Genomic DNA, 16,916 nt, shown 5'->3' on the forward strand with positions numbered 1-16,916 from the left:
CCCGAGGGGAACGGAATGGCGAACGGCCCGAAGATGGAGCGCGATCCGGCCCCCGAAGGGCCGATCGTGCGGGGATTCCGCGAACGCGGCTTCCTCGTTTCCGATCGCTACGTCCCCGGCGGGCTGAAGCTGACGCCCGACGACGCGCGCGACTGGACGGCAACCGACGTCGCGACGCTGACCGAGGCGGACGTGGCCGATCTGCTGGCGATGGCGCCCCCGCCCGAATTCATCCTGATCGGCACCGGCCGCGACATGATCCGCCCGCCCGTGGCCTTCGTCCGCGCGATCGAGGCGCGCGGCGTGGGCGTGGAGGCAATGGACAGCCGCGCGGCCGCGCGCGCCTGGGGCGTGCTGCGCGCCGAGGGCCGCTGGATCGCCGCCGCCCTGCTGCCCCTGTAGCTTGCTGCCCCTGTAGCCTCCTGCCATTGCAGATGGCGGGGCCGCGCCTGCCCGTCTTCCCCGCACAATCTTCGCAATCGGGCGCACACCCTTCCCTTCCCGCTTGGCGGCTTTGAAAGGCTGGTCTAAGACCCACCGCCATGCGCTATATTGCCCGCCCGGTCGCCCTTGCCGTCGCCATCGCCCTGATCGCCCCGCTTGCCGGCTGCGCGAGCTCAGGCGCCAAGAAGGCCGACACCAAATATGTCGCCCGCGACGTCGACACGCTCTACAACGCCGCCAAGGAACGGCTGGACAAGGGCCAGTACAAGATCGCCGCCGCCCTGTTCGACGAGGTGGAGCGCCAGCATCCCTATTCCGCCTGGGCGCGCCGCGCGCAGCTGATGAGCGCCTTCAGCTATTATCTGGCGCGCCAGTATCAAAGCTCGATCCAGTCGGCGCAGCGCTTCCTTTCGATCCACCCCGGCAACAAGGATGCGCCCTACGCGCTCTACCTGATCGGCGTGGATTATTACGAACAGATCCAGGACGTGACCCGCGACCAGAAGATCACCCAGCAGGCGCTCGATGCGCTGGGCGAGGTGGTGCGCCGTTACCCCGACACGCCCTATGCCGCCGACGCCCGCCTGAAGATGGACCTGGTGCGCGACCATCTGGGCGGCAAGGAGATGGAGATCGGCCGTTTCTACGAACGGCGGCGCGACTGGCTGGCCGCGACCATCCGGTTCCGCAAGGTGGTGGACGAATATCAGACGACCACCCACGTGCCCGAGGCGCTGATGCGGCTGACCGAATGCTATCTTTCGCTGGGCGTGCCCGAGGAAGCGAAGAAGGCGGCGGCCGTGCTGGGCGCCAACTATCCCGGATCGAAATGGTACGAGCGCGCTTATGCGCTGGTGCAGAAGCACCCGGCCTGATCCCCGCCGTTCCGGCATGAGCGCCCCGGCGGGCCTGCCGTGCTGAGCGCGCTTTCGATCCGCGACGTCGTGCTGATCGAGGCGCTGGACCTCGATTTCGGGCCGGGCCTGGGCGCGCTGACCGGCGAGACCGGGGCCGGCAAATCCATCCTTCTCGACGCGCTGGGGCTGGCGCTGGGCGCGCGCGCCGATAGCGGGCTGGTGCGCAACGGCGCGCAGCAGGCGGTGGTGACGGCGAGCTTCGACCTGCCGGACGACCATGAGGCAGCCGAGCTGCTGGTCGAGAACGGGCTGCAGGCCGAGCCGGGCGAGCCGCTGGTGATCCGCCGCATCGTGAAGGCGGACGGCGGCAGCCGGGCGACGGTGAACGGCCAGCCGGCATCGGCCGCGTTGCTGAAGGAACTGGCGCCCCATCTCGTCGAGATTCACGGCCAGCATGACGATCGCGGCCTCCTGAACCCGCGCGGACACCGCGCGCTGCTCGACGCCTTCGGGCGGATCGACACGCAGACCGCGGCCAACGCCCATCGCGCGTGGCGGGCGGCAGAGGAAAGGCTGGCCGGGGCGGTCGCGGACCTCGAAAATGCGGCGCGCGACCGGGAATGGCTGGAGCATGCCGTGGCCGAGCTCGACGCGCTTGCCGCCGAGGCGGGCGAGGAGGAAGCGCTCTCCACCGCCCGCGCCGACATGCAGAAAGGCGCGCGGCTGGCCGAGGATCTGGAGGCCGTGACCGGGCATCTCGACGGATCGGAAGGCGGCGCGGCGCAGCTACGGCAGGCGGCGCGGCGGCTGGACCGGATCGCCGGCGAGCATCCCCTGCTGGCCGAGGCGCTCGAGGCGCTCGACCGGGCGGTGATCGAGGCGGGCGAGGCCGAGGATCGGCTAACCGCCGCGAAAGAGGCGCTGGCCTTCGATCCCGATCGGCTGGAGGAAGCCGAAACCCGGCTGTTCGAGCTGCGCGCCATGGCCCGCAAGCATCGCGTGGAACCCGATGCGCTGCCCGCGCTCGCCGCCGAGCTGCGCGAGCGGCTGGGGCGGATCGAGGCGGGCGGCGAGGGCATCGCCCGGCTGGAGGCCGAGGCGGCGGCCGCGCGCACCGCCTATCTCGACGCCGCGACCGCGCTCACCGAGGCGCGCGGCACGGCGGCCGCGCGGCTGGACGCGGCGGTGGCGGCCGAGCTGCCGCCGCTCAAGCTGGACGCCGCCCGCTTCCGCACCGCCGTGGAGCCGCTGGCCGAGGCGCAATGGGGGCCGGCCGGACGCGACCGGGTGGAATTCGAGATATCAACCAATCCCGGCGCGCCCTTCGCGCCGCTGGTGAAGATCGCCAGCGGCGGCGAACTGAGCCGCTTCATCCTGGCGCTGAAGGTCGCGCTGGCCGAGGAAGGCGCCGCGCGGACGATGATCTTCGACGAGATCGATCGCGGCGTCGGCGGCGCCGTAGCGAGCGCGATCGGCGAGCGGCTGGCCCGGCTGGCGGCGCGCGCGCAATTGCTGGTCGTCACCCACAGCCCGCAGGTGGCGGCGCGCGCCAACGCCCACTGGCTGATCGCCAAGAGCCACGACGGCACCGTCACCCGCACCGGCGTGACCGCGCTGGACGCCGCCGACCGCCGCGAGGAGATCGCCCGTATGCTGAGCGGCGCGGCGGTGACGGACGAGGCGCGGGCGCAGGCGGCGCGGTTGCTGGAAGCCGCGTAGCTTCCGATCGACCCTCCCTGGAAGGAAGGGACTTAGGGCGGACGGGCACACGGAGCGCCTTTCCAGAAGCATGCCGGTGGATGGCCGGTCCATGGCGCCGGCAACCGCGCTTCACGATCGGCGAGACGAGCGATCGAGCATCGGGACATCCCGTGCGGCGCGCCGCCCCCTTCGTTTCAGGAAGGGGAGAGGCGCGGCCGGCGATACCTCCCTACGTGCCCACCCGCCCGAACGGCAGCAGCTTGCGGGCGATCGCCTGGGCGGCCTTGCCGTTGCCGGCGCGCAATGCCGGCAGCACCTGATCGATGCTGCGCTTCATCAGCCGATCGAGCGGGGTGGCGACGGGCGCGGACGCGGCCTCCTCGGCCAGGCGGCGGGCGGCGGCGATATCGTCGTCATCGTGGCGGATGCGCATCAGCGCGGCCATGCCGGCGAAGAAGGGCCGGTTGCCCGCCAGCGCCACCGCGCGATCGAGCGCGGCCTGGCCGACATTGTGGCGCGCGCCCAGCGCCGTGCGCGCGACGAGGCCGCCGAGATCGTCAATCGCGTCGAGGTGCCAGCCGGCGATCAGCAACTGCACCTCCGCATCGTTCGGATCGGCGGCGGCGAGGCTTTCGAAGATGCGGCGCGACATCTGCGCGTCCGAACGGCTGCGGGTGAGCTTGGCGCGGTAGCCGATGGCGATGCCGCGCTGCATCGCCGCCTCGCGGTTGCGCGGGTCCGTCATCAGGATGGCATCGGCCCGCTGGATGGCCTTGCCGATCAGCGCCAGCGCGGTCGCCTTGTCCGCCGTCTGGAACGCCGCCTGGATCAGGATGTCGCGCGGGGTTTCCGGTGCGGGGGCCGGCGCGGCCGCTATGACGACAGGGGCAAGGATGGCGAGCGGCACGCCGCGCATGACAGTCAAATACTCCCTCCCCCCGGTGCCGGCACCATCGGCCGGCGGCTTCCTCAGGGGACGCACGGGACGGCCGCCCGGTTCCCCTTATTCGCGCTCCACCAGCGCCGCCAGCGCGGTTTCGTCAAGGGGCGGCGCGCAGAGATAGCCCTGGTAGATGTTGCAGCCTTCCGCCGCCAGCAGGGCAAGCTGCTCCTCCGTCTCCACCCCCTCGGCGATCACGGCGAGGCCCAGCGATCGCGCCATTTCGATCACGCCGCGCACCACCACCCGATCGCGCGCCGATCCGGTGATGTCCTGCGCCAGCCGCTGATCGATCTTGAGGTAATCGAGCGGCAGCGCCTTCAGATAAGCGAGGCTGGAATAGCCGGTGCCGAAATCGTCGATCGCCACACGCAGCCCCGCCGCGCGCAATTCGCCCAGCATGGCGGCCGCATGGCCGAGATCGTCGATCAGGCCGCTTTCGGTGACTTCCACGGTCAGCCGCGCGCGGGGAAAGCCGGCATTGTCGACCAGCGCCAGGAAGCGGGCTACGAAGCCCGGCCGGGCGATATCGGCGGCGGTGACGTTGACGGCGAGACGGAGCCCCGCCCGCGCCCCGCCCCAGCCGGCGGCGATGCGCAGCGCCTTGGCCTGCACATGTTCGGAAAGCTGGACGAGATAGTCCGATCGCTCGGCCGTCGCGAACAGGGTGGCCGCCCCCAGCGCCCCCAGTTCCGGATGGCGCCAGCGGGCAAGCGCCTCGATGCCGACGACGGCGCCGGTGGTGACGGAAACCTGCGGCTGGAAAAGGATGCCGATCTCGTCCCGGTCGAGCGCGACGCGCAGGTCCACCTCCAGCCGGCTGGCGCGGGCCACCTGCGCCTCGTCCACCGCATCCAGCGCGCGGGCGGCGCCGTCCCCCGCGCGGGCCTCGGCCAGCGCCAGGCTGGCGCGGCGGATCAGGGCATCGCCCTCCTCCGTCCCGTCGGGCGCGGCGATGCCGATGCGCGAGGAAAGCGAGACGACATGCTGGTCCACCGCGAAGGGCCGGGCGATCGCATCGGTAAGCTCGGCCGCCAGCCGCTCCGCATCCTCGACGGTGGCCGGCGGCGCCAGAGCGACCGCGAACTCCGCGCCGGCCACCCGCGCCACGCAGCCGCGCCGCGCCATCGCCGGATCGAGCTGGCGTTCGATACGCCGGGCGACCGCCTGGAGAACCTTGTCCCCCGCCAGATTGCCGAAGGCGGCGTTGATCGCATCGAAACGGGTGACGGCAAGCAGCATCAGCACGCAGGCCGGCCCTTCCGCCATGCCGGCGCGCGCGGCCGCCGGCGCGCCGCAATGGCGATCCACCCAGCGCCGCAGCGCCGCGCGATCGGCAAGCCCGGTCAGCGCATCGCGGCTGCGGCGATCGCGGCGGCGTTCCGGCGCGGCATCCGCCTTCGCCACGTCCCGCCGCCCCCGCGCCAGCCGATCGGCATGGCGATCGGCGAAGCGGAGCATCTGCGCGAATTCCGCCTCGCCGAAGGGACTGGCCAGATAATGGGTCGCGCCGGCGGCATGGACCGAATCGAGCGCGGCGACATCGCCGCGCGACAGCAGCACCAGCAGCGCGCCGGCATTGGCCTCCACCGGATCGGCGAGCAGGCGGGCGGCGGCCAGCCCTTCCTCCAGCGCGCCGCGGGCATCGACCACGGCCACCTGGGCGGCGCTGGAAAGGAAGGGGCGCTCGACATCCGCCGCCTCGCCCCTGCCCGCCAGGACCACGCGCCAGCCGGCCCGTTCCGCCATGCCGCCGATCTCATCACGATGACGGAACGACACCAGGAAGATCGCCGGGATGGCGGCCACAGGCCCGCCACTGGCCTGTTCCGCAACGCTTTCGTGGCGCGGCGCGATAGCTCTCATCCTTCGATCGATGGTTTCGCGCGATGCTAGTCCGCCTCGCCGTCCGCGCCAATGGGCGAAAATGATGCCACGTTACGTTAACGACATGATTGCGCCCGGCCCGCCGGGCTTGCCCCTGGCCCGCCCCGGCCCTAGCTTCACCCCCATGACCAGCATGGCGCAGACGGGTGCCGCCGGAATCGCCCCGGCTAAAGCCCTGATCGACGGATTCGGGCGCCGAATCACCTATTTGCGCATTTCGGTCACCGATCGCTGCGACCTGCGCTGCCGCTATTGCATGCCCGAAGCGATGGCCTTCAGCCCGCGATCGGAGATCCTTTCGCTGGAGGAGATCGCCGCGATCGCCGATGCCTTCGTCGCGCGCGGCGTCCGCCGGATAAGGCTGACCGGCGGCGAGCCGCTGGTGCGGCGCGGCGTGCCCGATCTGGCACGGATGATCGGCCGCCATCTCGCCACCGGCGGGCTGGACGAACTGACCCTCACCACCAACGGCACCAACCTCGCCCGCAACGCCCAGGCCCTGTTCGATGCCGGCATCCGCCGCGTGAACGTGAGCCTGGACAGCCGCGATCCCGCCACCTTCCGCCACATCACCCGGCGGGGCGAGGTGGAGAAGGTGCTGGGCGGCATCGCCGCCGCCACGGCCGCCGGCCTGGGCGTGAAGATCAACATGGTGGCGCTGAAGGGCCTGAACGAGGACGAGATCGAGCCCATGCTGCGCTGGTGCGCGGCGGAGGGGCACGACCTGACCCTGATCGAGACGATGCCGCTGGGGTGGATCGAGGAGGATCGCACCGATCGCTACCTGCCCCTGACCGGGGTGCGCGAGGCGCTGGCCGCCCGCTTCACCCTGACCCCGCTGATCGACCGCACCGGCGGCCCGGCGCGCTATTATCGCGTGGAGGAGCTGGACGCGCGGATCGGCTTCATCACGCCCCTGACCGAGAATTTCTGCGCCGGCTGCAACCGGGTGCGGATCACCGCCGGCGGGATGCTCTACCTCTGCCTGGGCCAGGATGCGCGCGTCGACCTGCGCGGCGCGCTGCGCGCGGGCGGCCCGGCGGCGCTGGACGCCCTGCTGGACGAAGCGATGACGAGGAAACCCGAACATCATGATTTCCATATCGACCGGCGCGGGGCGGCGCCCGCCGTGGCACGCCATATGAGCGTCACCGGCGGATGACGACCGAGCACAGGCTGGCGCTGGTCCCCTCCCCCACCGAAGCCGCGCAGGCGGCCGCGGTGGTGCTGCGCGACCGTTATGAATGGGTGCCGATCGAGGAAGCGACGCTGGTGGTGGCGCTGGGCGGGGACGGCTTCCTCCTCCAGACGCTGCACGCCATGCTGGACAGGCGGCGCATCCTGCCCGTGTTCGGCATGAACCTGGGCACGGTGGGCTTCCTGATGAACGAATGGAGCCCCGATCTTCTGGAAAACCGGATCGGGCGCGCCAAGACCTTCACGGTGACGCCGCTGCGCATGGATGCGGAGACGGTGGACGGCGAGACCGTATCCTATCCCGCGATCAACGAGGTGTCGCTGCTGCGCGAAACCCGGCAGACGGCGAAGCTGGAAGTGCTGGTGAACGACCGCGTGGTGCTGCCCGAGCTGGTGTGCGACGGCGTGCTCGCCTCCACGCCGGCCGGCTCCACCGCCTACAACCTCTCCGCGCAGGGGCCGATCCTGCCGCTCGATTCGGCGATGATCGCGCTGACCCCGATCAGCCCCTTCCGCCCCCGCCGCTGGCGCGGCGCCATCCTGCCCGAACGCACGCGAATCAAGTTCCGCGTGCTCGATCCGGTGAAACGGCCGGTGAGCGCGGTGGCCGACCAGCGCGAGGTGCGCGACGTGGCGACGGTATCCGTCGCGATCGACCGGGCCAGCTCGCTCACCCTGCTGTTCGACCCCGAACATGCGCTGGACGACCGCATCACCATGGAACAGTTCGCCGTCTGAAAAAGCGGAAAAGAGGGGCTTGCAACCCGCGATAAGCCGCTGCTATAGGCGCGCCTCGCCTCGACGCCTTGGTCGGGACGAATGGTGATCCCCGGTAGCTCAGCGGTAGAGCATCCGACTGTTAATCGGACGGCCGCCTGTTCGAATCAGGCCCGGGGAGCCACTTCCGCCTTTGCGGAAGGGCTGCACCCTTTGCGGTCATCCGGCGCCTGACGCCCCTCAGCCCAGCCGAACCGACAGTTCGACATCCCCACCGAAGGGCAGGGACATGTAGCCGTTCGCGATCGAGCGGACATGTTCCAGATATTCGGGGCTGAAATCCGCATTGTCCGCGATGACGATCGCGCCTGTGCGCAGATGGGGTTCGACCCGTCCGAGAATGTCGGGATAGAGGGCCTTGGCGCCATCCAGCAGGACCAGATCGATCGCCTCCGGCAAATCGACCGCGAGGGTCTGCAAGGCATCGCCTTCGCGGAATTCGACGAGATCGGCGAGGCCGCCGGCGGCCAGATTCGCTTTGGCGCGCGCGATCTTGGACGGTTCGAACTCGCTGGTGATCAGCCGGCCCTGGCCGCCATTATCGCGCAGCGCGGCGGCCAGATACAGGGTCGAAAGGCCGAACGACGTGCCGAACTCGACGATCGAGCGGGCATGGGTCGCGCGCGCCAGCATGTAGAGCAGCGTTCCCGTTTCCCGCGACACGGGAAGGGCGAATTCCTTGAGATCGCTGTAGAGCGCGGCATAGCCCGTCCTGCTCCGCAGCAGGCTGAGGCGTTCCTCATCGGACATGGCGGTGAAGGCGGGGCTGGCCATCGGCGATGCCGAATCCGCCTCGCGGAACAGGCGATCGAGCAGGGGCGCCACGGGGGCGCTCATGAGGGTGTTCATCGATTTTCTCCGATATCGAGCAGCGTTCATTTGCTCGATCGGAAGAATACGACTAATTCGTCACATTCCCTATTCGTATTGGCCTAGCCTTATCGTGACCAACGCCCGAAACCCTGATGTTTCCTCGCGAAAACAGCCCAGGCAGGCACGATCGAACGATCTTGTCGCGGCGATTCTCGACGCCGCTGTTCAGGTTTTGACGAGCGAGGGAGCGCAGCGATTCACCACCGCCCGCGTGGCGGAGCGCGCGGGCGTGAGCGTCGGTTCGCTCTACCAATATTTCCCCAACAAGGCGGCCATCCTCTTCCGGCTCCAGAGCGACGAGTGGCGGCAGACGTCGGGGCTGCTGCGCGACATCCTCGAGGACGGGCGCGATCCGCCCGCCCTCCGGCTGCGCAGGCTCGTCCACGCCTTCGTCCGATCCGAGTGCGAGGAGGCGCAGATCCGGCAGGCGCTCGCCGATGCCGCCCCGCTCTATCGCGACGCGCCCGAGGCCAGGGAAGCGCGGGAAACGACCGCCCATATCTTCAAGGCGTTCCTGCAGGAGGCCCTGCCGGGCATATCGGCGGAGACGCGGACAGTGGCGGCCAGGCTGATAAAGACCACGCTCCGCGAAGTGGGCAGCGATTTCTCCGAGACACCGCGCACGCCCGCGGAAATCCAGGTCTATGCCGATGCGCTTGCCGACATGTTCTGCGCCTATCTGGAGAAGCTGGCCGAGGCCGCCGGCCGCGCCGCCGATCCACCCTTGCCGGAGACGGGGCCAACCCGCTAGGACCAATCGACATTCAGATGATGGCAGGCCGTCAGGGCTGAATGTCGATTGGTCCCAACCCGAACCCCTTCCGAAGATGACGAAGGCCGCCCCCCTGCCCGATCTTGCGATCCGCCTGCGCCGCACCGCCTTCAACCGGGCGCTGGCCGAAGCCGACCTGGCGGCGATCGGCCCGCTGCTCGCGCCCAACGCCATTCTCGTCACCGGCACGGACAGCGCCGTGATTTCCGGCCGCAAGGCGCAATTGCTGGCATGGAAACGCGAATTCGCGGCGCGGGAGCGGACGATCTACACCCGCACGCCGGACACCATCCAGGCTTCGCCGGTGGAACCGATCGCGCTGGAACAGGGCCATTGGCAGGGCCTTGCCGCGGAAGGCGGGGCAGCAGTCGCTTCCGGCACCTATGCCGCCAAATGGCGCAGGATCGGCGCGGACTGGGTGATCGAGGCGGAAATCTACCTCACCCTTGCCTGAGGCGCCCTTCCCGGAGGCGCCGGGCGATCACGCCAGCCGTTCGACCAGGAAATCGACGAACACCCGCACGCGGGCCGGCATGTTCGGGCCGCCAGCGAACACGGCGTGGACCGCCTCCCTGTCGCCCGGATTATACTCCTCCAGCAACGGGACGAGCCGGCCGGCGGCGATATCATCCTCCACCCCGAAGAAGCCGACACGCGTGATGCCGACGCCGTCGATCGCAAGCTGGCCCAGCGTCTCGCCATTGTTCGCCTCGATATTGCCGCTGACGGCGAGGGCATAATCGCGGCCGTCGCGCCGGAAGGGCCAGACCGGCTCGGCCCGGCGGAAATTGAAGCTGAGGCAATTATGGTCGTGGAGGTCCTCGGGAATATGCGGCGTACCGTGACGCGCGAGATAGGCCGGCGAGGCGACGATCACCCGGCCATTCTCCCCCAGCTTGCGCGCGGTGAGCGGGCTATCGGCCAGCGGGCCGAAGCGGATGGCGACATCGGCCTCGCCGCCGGCGATGTCGACCAGCCTGTCGCTGAGGCTGATATCGACGAGGATGTGCGGATGGAGTCGGGTGAACTCGCCCAGCAACGGCACGATGCGGAGCCGGCCATGGGCCTGCGCGGCGCTGATCCGCAGGCGGCCGCGCGGCGCGCCCTGGTCCGCGATCGCCTGCTCCGCATCGTCGAGATCGGTGAGGATGCGCCGCGCGGCCGCGAGATAGGCCTGCCCCTCGGCAGTGAGCGCCAGCGCCCGCGTGCTCCGCAACAGCAGCCGCACGCCCAGCCGCGCCTCGATCCGATCGATCGCGCGGCTGACCGCCGAGGGCGTGAGGCCGAGCTGCCGCCCGGCGGCGGAGAAGCTGCCTTCCGCGACGACGGCGGTGAATATCTCCAGCGCGCGGGCGCGATCGGCGGCGGGGGCGATCTTTGCATCCATTTCAAAAATCCTTCGCCTCCAGCCGGCCTACCGGCGGACTCCGTGGCGATCCATCTATGCGCTCCTATAGCAGTTGAAAGGGACGCGGATGGAATATCGGCAATTGGGAGCGTCGGGGCTCCGGGTGCCCGTGCTGAGCTTCGGCGCCGGCACCTTCGGCGGGGCCGGCCCGCTGTTCGGCGCCTGGGGCAATAGCGACGCGCGCGAGGCACGGCGGCTGGTGGACATCTGCCTGGAAGCCGGCGTCACCCTGTTCGACACGGCCGACGTCTATTCCGACGGCGCTTCGGAGGAAGTGCTGGGCGAGGCGATCCGCGGCCGGCGCGACGCTGTGCTGATCTCCACCAAGACCGGCCTGCCGACCGGCGACGGGCCGGGCGACTGGGGCGTATCCCGATCGCGCCTGATCCGCGCCGTGGAAGGCGCGCTGAAACGGCTGGGCACCGACCATATCGACCTGCTGCAGCTCCATGCCTTCGATGCCTCGACGCCCGTGGAGGAACTGCTCGCCACGCTCGACATGCTGGTCCGCACCGGCAAGGTGCGCCATGTCGGCGTATCCAACTATCCCGGCTGGCAGCTGATGAAGGCGCTGGCCCTGGCCGACCGCCATGGCTGGCCGCGCTTCATCGCCCACCAGGTCTATTATTCGCTGATCGGCCGCGCCTATGAGGCGGACCTGATGCCGCTGGCGGCCGATCAGGGCGTGGGCGCGCTGGTGTGGAGCCCGCTGGGCTGGGGGCGGCTGACGGGGAAGATCCGCCGCAGCGCGCCGATCCCGGCCGGCAGCCGCCTCCACGAAACCGCCGCCTTCGCGCCGCCGGTGGAGGACGAGCTGCTCTATCGCGTCGTCGACGTGCTGGATGCCATCGCCGGGGAAACCGGCAAAACGGTGCCGCAGATCGCGCTCAACTGGCTGATCGGCCGGCCGACGGTTTCGTCAGTGATCATCGGCGCGCGCAACGAAGAGCAGCTTCGCCAGAATCTGGGCGCCATCGGCTGGTCGCTGACGGCCGAGCAGGTCGCCCGGCTGGACGCCGCGAGCGACGTGATGCCGCCCTATCCGCATGCCCCCTATCGCCAGCAGGAAGGCTTCGCCCGCCTGAACCCGCCGCTCGTCTGACCCGGAAAGCCCGTCATGAAGATCAATCCTCCCCTGCTCGCCCTGGCCGCCGGCGCCTTCGGCATCGGCGTCACCGAATTCGCGCCGATGGGGCTGCTGCCCGTCATCGCCAACGACCTTGGCGTTTCCATCCCCGCCGCCGGCCTGCTGATCAGCGCCTATGCGCTGGGCGTGATGCTGGGCGCGCCGCTGATGACGCTCACCACCGGGCGGATGCGGCGGCGGACGCTGCTGATCGGGCTGGCCGCCATCTTCACGCTGGGCAACCTGCTGGCGGCGATATCGACCAGCTACGAGATGCTGCTGGCGGCCCGCATCATCACATCGCTGAACCACGGCGCCTTCTTCGGCGTCGGATCGATCGTGGCGGCCAGCCTCGTGCCGCGCGAACGGCAGGCGGGCGCGGTGGCGGCGATGTTCATGGGGCTGACCATCGCCAATGTCGTGGGCGTGCCGCTGGCGACATGGGCGGGCGAGGAGATGGGCTGGCGCGCGGCCTTCTGGGGCATATCGGCGCTGGGCGTGGTGACGATGGCGGCGCTGCGCCTCACCCTGCCGGACATGGCCGCGCCGAAGGACGGCGATGCCGTGGCCGAGCTGCGGGTGCTGACGCGCGGGCCGGTGCTGGCCGCCCTCGGCCTAACCGTGGTGGGCGCGAGCGCCATGTTCACCGTCTTCACCTACATCACCCCGATCCTGCGCGAGCAGACGCACGCCTCGCTGGGCTTCGTGACGGCGATGCTGGTGACATACGGCCTGGGCCTGACGATGGGCAACTGGCTGGGCGGGCGCTTTGCCGATCGTTCGGTGGACATGACGCTGATCGTCACGCTCGCCTCGCTCGCCGCCGTGCTGGTGCTGTTCGCGGCGCTGATGCCCTATGCCGCGCCGACCGCCATCCTCGTCTTCCTGTGGGGCGTGGCGAGCTTTGCGCTGGTGCCGCCGCTGCAGGTGCGGGTGATGGCCGCCGCCGCCGATGCGCCCAACCTCGCTTCGTCGATGAACATCGGCGCGTTCAACCTGGGCAATGCCATCGGCGCGGCGCTGGGCGGCGGGGTGATCGCCGCCGGGCTGGGCTATCCGGCCGTGGCGCTGGCCGGCGCCGCGACATCGGCGCTGGGGCTGGGCGCGGTGTTGCTCGCCCGGCGCCCGGCCGGGCAGGCGGCCGAGCAGCTCTGCAACGAAGCCGCCTGATCGCGCCCCATACCAAGGCGTCGAGATGCTGGCGCATCACGCCTGGAAAGGCTCAGGCGCCGCGGTCTTAATCAAGGTTCGATGAGTCACGCTCATCGAACCCCGTCGTCACTCCTCCGCCGGGCAGACCGTGCCGGTCTTGTTTTCGACCAGCCGGGCATCGATCAGGTCCATGTCGAGCGTGCCGCCCGTCTTCAGCCGAAGCAGCGGCTGGACCTTGCTGAAATCCTGCCCCTTGAAGCAGGGCAGCGCGATTTCGAGATGGCTGGCGCCGGGGCGGAGCAGGCGGGCGATGGGCAGCGCCGTATCGCCCACCATCAGATGCACGGCCGAGGACGGCGCCTTGCCGACCTTGACGTCCAGGCTGACGAGCATCGAGCCGTTCGCCTCGCGCGAGATATCGGTGGGATCGGCGGCGGCGATGGCGACCCACCCTTCCCCCTTGCCGTTCCAGCCGAGATGCACGGCCAGCGGATCGCGCGGGCTGGGACCGGCGGTGACGGCGCCCGCGCCCGCCGGCTTGCCGGCATAGGCGACCGGCGGCGCGCCCGCCGCGCCCAACGTGAGGCCATAGCCGTTCCAGAAGACGCCCCTGGCGAAATAGACGCCGCGGTCGCCATATTGGACGCTGGTCTCCACCTCCGGCAGGCGCGGCGTTTCGGCCGGCGCGGCATAAGTAAGGCCGAACCCGTAGGCGAATTGCGGATCATAATCGGCATCGCCGATATTGAGGGGCGTCTGGTCCGGCCGCTTCGGCCAGGAGAAGCTGAGCCGGCCGGTGAAATCGTGGCGCGGCTTGCCGTCCGCCCCGGCGATCAGCACGTCCGCCACGCCCGCGCCTTCCGATCCCGGCAGGAAGGCCGCGACGAAGGCGTCGGCCTGGTTGATCTGCGGGTTCACGTAGAGCGGCCGGCCGGACAGCAGCACCGCCACCGTGGGAATGCCCGCCGCCTTCAGCCGCTTCAGCAGCGCCAGGCTTTCATTGTTGCCATGGTGGAGTGCGACGTCGGTCTGGTCGCCCATATATTCGGCATAGGGCGTCTCGCCGAAGACGACGATGGCCACATCCGGCTTGCGGGCGAAGGCCCCGTCCGGCGCAAGCTCGGCCATGCCGCCGGCCGCCTCCGCCGCCTGCCGGATGCCCTGGTAGATGGAGGTGGCGCCGGGAAATTCGGCCGGCCCATTGTCATTTCCCTGCCAGGAAAGCGTCCAGCCGCCGGTCTGCATCGCCACATTATCCGCGCCCTCGCCCGCCACGAGGATGCGGGCGCCCGGCCGGATCGGCAGCAGCGATCCGTTATTCTTGAGCAGCACGAGCGACTTGCGCACCGCCTCCCGCGCGACGACGCGATGCTCCGCCGTGCCGATCGGCCGGAGGGTGCCGGGCCGATCCCTGGGCGCCGCCCCGTCCATGATGCCGGCGCGGAACTTGACGCGCAGCACCCGGCGCACCGCATCGTCCAGCCGCGCCATCGGTATCTCGCCCGATCGGACCTGGCGGATCATATTGTGGTAAAGCGCCTTCCAGTCGGTCGGCACGTTGAACACGTCCACGCCCGCATTGAAGGCGATCGCGCAGTCGGAAAGCGTGCAGCCCGGAATCTGCGAATGGCCGTTCCAGTCGCCGATGATGAGCCCGTCAAAGCCCATCCGCACCTTCAGCACATCGGTGAGCAGCGCCTTGTTCGCGTGCATCTTGGTGCCGTGCCAGCTGCTGTAGGAGGCCATCACCGTCTGCGCGCCGGCACCGATGGCGGTGACGTAACCGGCCGCGTCGACCCGGCTCAGCTCCTCCTCCGACACCAGCGAATTGCCCTGGTCGCGGCCCTTGTCGGTCGATCCGTCGCCCAGGAAATGCTTGGCGGTGGCGAGAACGTGATCCCGGTCGAGAAAGGCCCTGCCGCTGCCTTCCAGCCCCTCGACGATGGCGGCGGCATAGCGGGAGACGATGCGCGGATCTTCCGAATAGCTTTCATAGGTGCGGCCCCAGCGATCGTCCCGCGCCACGGCGATGGTCGGCGCGAAGGCCCAGTCCATGCCGGTCGAGCGCACCTCCGCCGCCGTCACCGCGCCGATGCGGCGGATCAGATCGGGATCGTGCGCGGCCCCGAGGCCGATATTGTGGGGAAAGAGCGTGGCGCCCAGCACATTATTATGGCCGTGCACCGCATCCGACGCCCACATCAGGGGGATGCGGACATGGTTGGCGCGCGGATCGACCGAGGCCTCCCAATAGGATTGGATCATCTCCACCCAGTCCCCGACCGAGGCATGCTTGTTGCCCCTGGGGAAGGAACCGCCGCCATTCTCGATGCTGCCGATATGGTAATCGCGCACCTCCTCCGGCGTGATCCAGCGGATTTCGGGCTGGAGCGTCTGGCCGACCTTCTCCTCCAGCGTCATCTGCCGGATGATATCGCCGATCCGCGCCTCGATCGCGGGATCGAGGCCGATGGGCGAGCGCGCGGCCGGCCAGATTCCGGGGTGGACGGGCATGGGTTCGGAAGGTGCGGCCGGGGCCTGCGCGCCCTGCGCGGACAGGAAAGCGGCCAACGCCAGCCGGGACACCATCCGCGCACATCTGCCTGCCTTCATCCTCATCCTCCAGCCGATCCGGTTGCGGGGCTCAGGCCCCTTTTCATGCAGGCGCTGATTATCATCCGCCCGGCGCCCTCGCCACAAATTTATGGCAACGTTTTCATCGCTGCCAAAAGGATCAGGCGAGCCGGGGCGCGGTGCTCTGGCGGATGACCAGCCGGTGCGGCAGGATCTCGGCGAGTTCGTCCGTTCCCGCAGGCGTCTCGTCCGGCCTTTCCATGGCGCGCAGCAGGCGGCGGGCGGCGCGCTCGCCAATGTCGCGCGTCGGCTGGGCGACGGTGGATAGCGGCGGATTGGCCATCGCCGCATAGATGGTGTCGTCGAAACCCATGATGGAAAGATCGGCCGGCACCGCAAGGCCGAAGCGCGGCGCGACGCTCATCACGCCCAGCGCGATATCGTCATTGGCGCAGAACAGCGCGGTCGGCCGCGTTTCCCGGCCGAACAGCCGGTGCGCCGCCGCGATGCCGCCCTGTATGCTGAGTTCGGCATGGAGGATGCGCGCCGCGCCGCCGGCAATGCCCGCCTGCGCCATGGCCGCGACGAAGCCGCGCTCGCGATCCTGAGTGATCAGCGATCCCCGCTCGCCCGAAACGAACATGATCTCGCGATGGCCGCTGTCCAGCAGATAGCGGGTGGCATCGAAGGCCGCCTGATGATTGTCGATATGGACGCTCGGCAGGCTGGCGAGATCCTCGCTGATCGGCTCCAGCCCGATCACCACCGGCAGGCGGGGGAAATTGTCCAGCTCCACCAGCTTCCGGCTAAAGGGCGGCGAGGAGCAGAGCAGGATCACGCCCACCACCTGGCGCGCCACCAGCAGATCGATGAAGCGGCTATGCCCCTGCTCCTCCGACCGGGATTCCATCAGGATGATCGAATAGCGATCGCCCAGCACCCCGCGAATGCCGTCGATGATGTCGGAAAAGATGCTGCTGCCGATATTGTGGATCACCACCAGCACGATGTCGGTGCGCCCGCGCCGGAAGCTCTGGGCCAGCAGATTGGGGCGGAAGCCGGTCTCCTCGATCACCTTGCGGACGCGGGCGAGCGTCTTGCGGTCCACCTTTTCCGGGTTGTTGATGCAGCGCGAAACGGTGGAGTTGGAGACACCCGCCAGCCTGGCGACCTCGACGATCGTGGGTTTGGGCAAAGCGATCACTCCT

The 16,916-nt window shown here is 69.6% G+C and carries 15 protein-coding genes and 1 tRNA gene; 10 read left to right on the forward strand and 6 right to left on the reverse strand.

Annotation, left to right across the window (positions count from 1 at the left end):
• Positions 1-15 precede the first annotated feature (15 nt).
• The 3 genes from G432_RS07170 (at position 16) to recN (ending at position 3,020) form a co-directional block, all read left to right on the forward strand.
• The gene (locus G432_RS07170) at positions 16-402 is read left to right on the forward strand and encodes an Mth938-like domain-containing protein (RefSeq protein ID WP_015458159.1); all 387 of its coding nucleotides are present in this window, start codon (positions 16-18) and stop codon (positions 400-402) included.
• A 140-nt stretch (positions 403-542) separates the two neighbouring features.
• On the forward strand, positions 543-1,319 hold the full coding sequence (locus tag G432_RS07175; RefSeq protein WP_015458160.1) for an outer membrane protein assembly factor BamD: 777 nt from the start codon (positions 543-545) through the stop codon (positions 1,317-1,319).
• A gap of 39 nt (positions 1,320-1,358) precedes the next feature.
• On the forward strand, positions 1,359-3,020 hold the full coding sequence (gene recN, locus G432_RS07180) for a DNA repair protein RecN (protein WP_015458161.1): 1,662 nt from the start codon (positions 1,359-1,361) through the stop codon (positions 3,018-3,020).
• A 211-nt stretch (positions 3,021-3,231) separates the two neighbouring features.
• Here the strand turns inward: recN and G432_RS07185 are convergent, their stop codons facing one another.
• Together G432_RS07185 and G432_RS07190 are read right to left on the reverse strand one after the other, a co-directional pair.
• Entirely contained in the window at positions 3,232-3,918 is a 687-nt protein-coding gene (locus tag G432_RS07185; protein WP_015458162.1) for a hypothetical protein, read from the reverse strand.
• A gap of 87 nt (positions 3,919-4,005) precedes the next feature.
• Positions 4,006-5,808 carry a putative bifunctional diguanylate cyclase/phosphodiesterase gene (locus G432_RS07190; protein ID WP_438830596.1) on the reverse strand — a complete coding sequence of 601 codons (1,803 nt, stop codon included), beginning with the start codon at positions 5,806-5,808 and terminating at the stop codon, positions 4,006-4,008.
• 145 nt (positions 5,809-5,953) lie between these two features.
• Between G432_RS07190 and moaA the strand changes: the two genes are divergently transcribed.
• The 3 genes from moaA to G432_RS07205 all read left to right on the forward strand — a co-directional run bounded on the left by moaA (position 5,954) and on the right by G432_RS07205 (position 7,927).
• Positions 5,954-6,991: a GTP 3',8-cyclase MoaA gene (moaA, locus tag G432_RS07195; protein WP_015458164.1), complete on the forward strand. Its 1,038-nt coding sequence runs from the start codon at positions 5,954-5,956 to the stop codon at positions 6,989-6,991.
• Positions 6,988-7,764 carry an NAD kinase gene (locus G432_RS07200; protein ID WP_015458165.1) on the forward strand — a complete coding sequence of 259 codons (777 nt, stop codon included), beginning with the start codon at positions 6,988-6,990 and terminating at the stop codon, positions 7,762-7,764. The genes moaA and G432_RS07200 overlap by 4 nt, the downstream gene beginning before the upstream one ends.
• A gap of 88 nt (positions 7,765-7,852) precedes the next feature.
• Positions 7,853-7,927: transfer RNA gene (locus tag G432_RS07205), tRNA-Asn, on the forward strand.
• Between the two features lie 56 nt (positions 7,928-7,983).
• On the opposite strand, the gene G432_RS07210 is transcribed toward G432_RS07205, so the two are convergent.
• Positions 7,984-8,652: an O-methyltransferase gene (locus G432_RS07210; protein ID WP_015458166.1), complete on the reverse strand. Its 669-nt coding sequence runs from the start codon at positions 8,650-8,652 to the stop codon at positions 7,984-7,986.
• On the opposite strand from G432_RS07210, the gene G432_RS07215 reads away from it, so the two are divergent.
• Both G432_RS07215 and G432_RS07220 read left to right on the forward strand, forming a co-directional pair.
• On the forward strand, positions 8,639-9,427 hold the full coding sequence (locus G432_RS07215; protein ID WP_202192029.1) for a TetR family transcriptional regulator: 789 nt from the start codon (positions 8,639-8,641) through the stop codon (positions 9,425-9,427). The two genes, G432_RS07210 and G432_RS07215, sit on opposite strands and share 14 nt — an antisense overlap.
• Positions 9,428-9,503: 76 nt before the next feature.
• Positions 9,504-9,902 (forward strand): nuclear transport factor 2 family protein, encoded by a 399-nt coding sequence (locus G432_RS07220; protein ID WP_015458168.1) that lies wholly within the window; start codon positions 9,504-9,506, stop codon positions 9,900-9,902.
• 27 nt (positions 9,903-9,929) lie between these two features.
• Here G432_RS07220 and G432_RS07225 read toward each other — a convergent pair whose 3' ends face one another.
• Complete coding sequence (locus G432_RS07225; RefSeq protein ID WP_015458169.1) at positions 9,930-10,835, reverse strand: LysR family transcriptional regulator; 906 nt, start codon at positions 10,833-10,835, stop codon at positions 9,930-9,932.
• A gap of 88 nt (positions 10,836-10,923) precedes the next feature.
• On the opposite strand from G432_RS07225, the gene G432_RS07230 reads away from it, so the two are divergent.
• Together G432_RS07230 and G432_RS07235 are read left to right on the forward strand one after the other, a co-directional pair.
• Positions 10,924-11,958 (forward strand): aldo/keto reductase, encoded by a 1,035-nt coding sequence (locus G432_RS07230; RefSeq protein WP_015458170.1) that lies wholly within the window; start codon positions 10,924-10,926, stop codon positions 11,956-11,958.
• Positions 11,959-11,973: 15 nt separating this feature from the next.
• Positions 11,974-13,152, forward strand: coding sequence for an MFS transporter (locus G432_RS07235; RefSeq protein WP_015458171.1), 1,179 nt, complete (start codon positions 11,974-11,976; stop codon positions 13,150-13,152).
• A 108-nt stretch (positions 13,153-13,260) separates the two neighbouring features.
• Here G432_RS07235 and G432_RS07240 read toward each other — a convergent pair whose 3' ends face one another.
• The gene (locus tag G432_RS07240) at positions 13,261-15,747 is read right to left on the reverse strand and encodes a glycoside hydrolase family 3 protein (RefSeq protein WP_236626869.1); all 2,487 of its coding nucleotides are present in this window, start codon (positions 15,745-15,747) and stop codon (positions 13,261-13,263) included.
• A 121-nt stretch (positions 15,748-15,868) separates the two neighbouring features.
• Entirely contained in the window at positions 15,869-16,903 is a 1,035-nt protein-coding gene (locus G432_RS07245) for a LacI family DNA-binding transcriptional regulator (protein ID WP_015458173.1), read from the reverse strand.
• Between the last annotated feature and the right edge of the window lie 13 nt (positions 16,904-16,916).

Source organism: Sphingomonas sp. MM-1 (assembly GCF_000347675.2).
GTDB lineage: Bacteria > Pseudomonadota > Alphaproteobacteria > Sphingomonadales > Sphingomonadaceae > Sphingomonas_E > Sphingomonas_E fennica.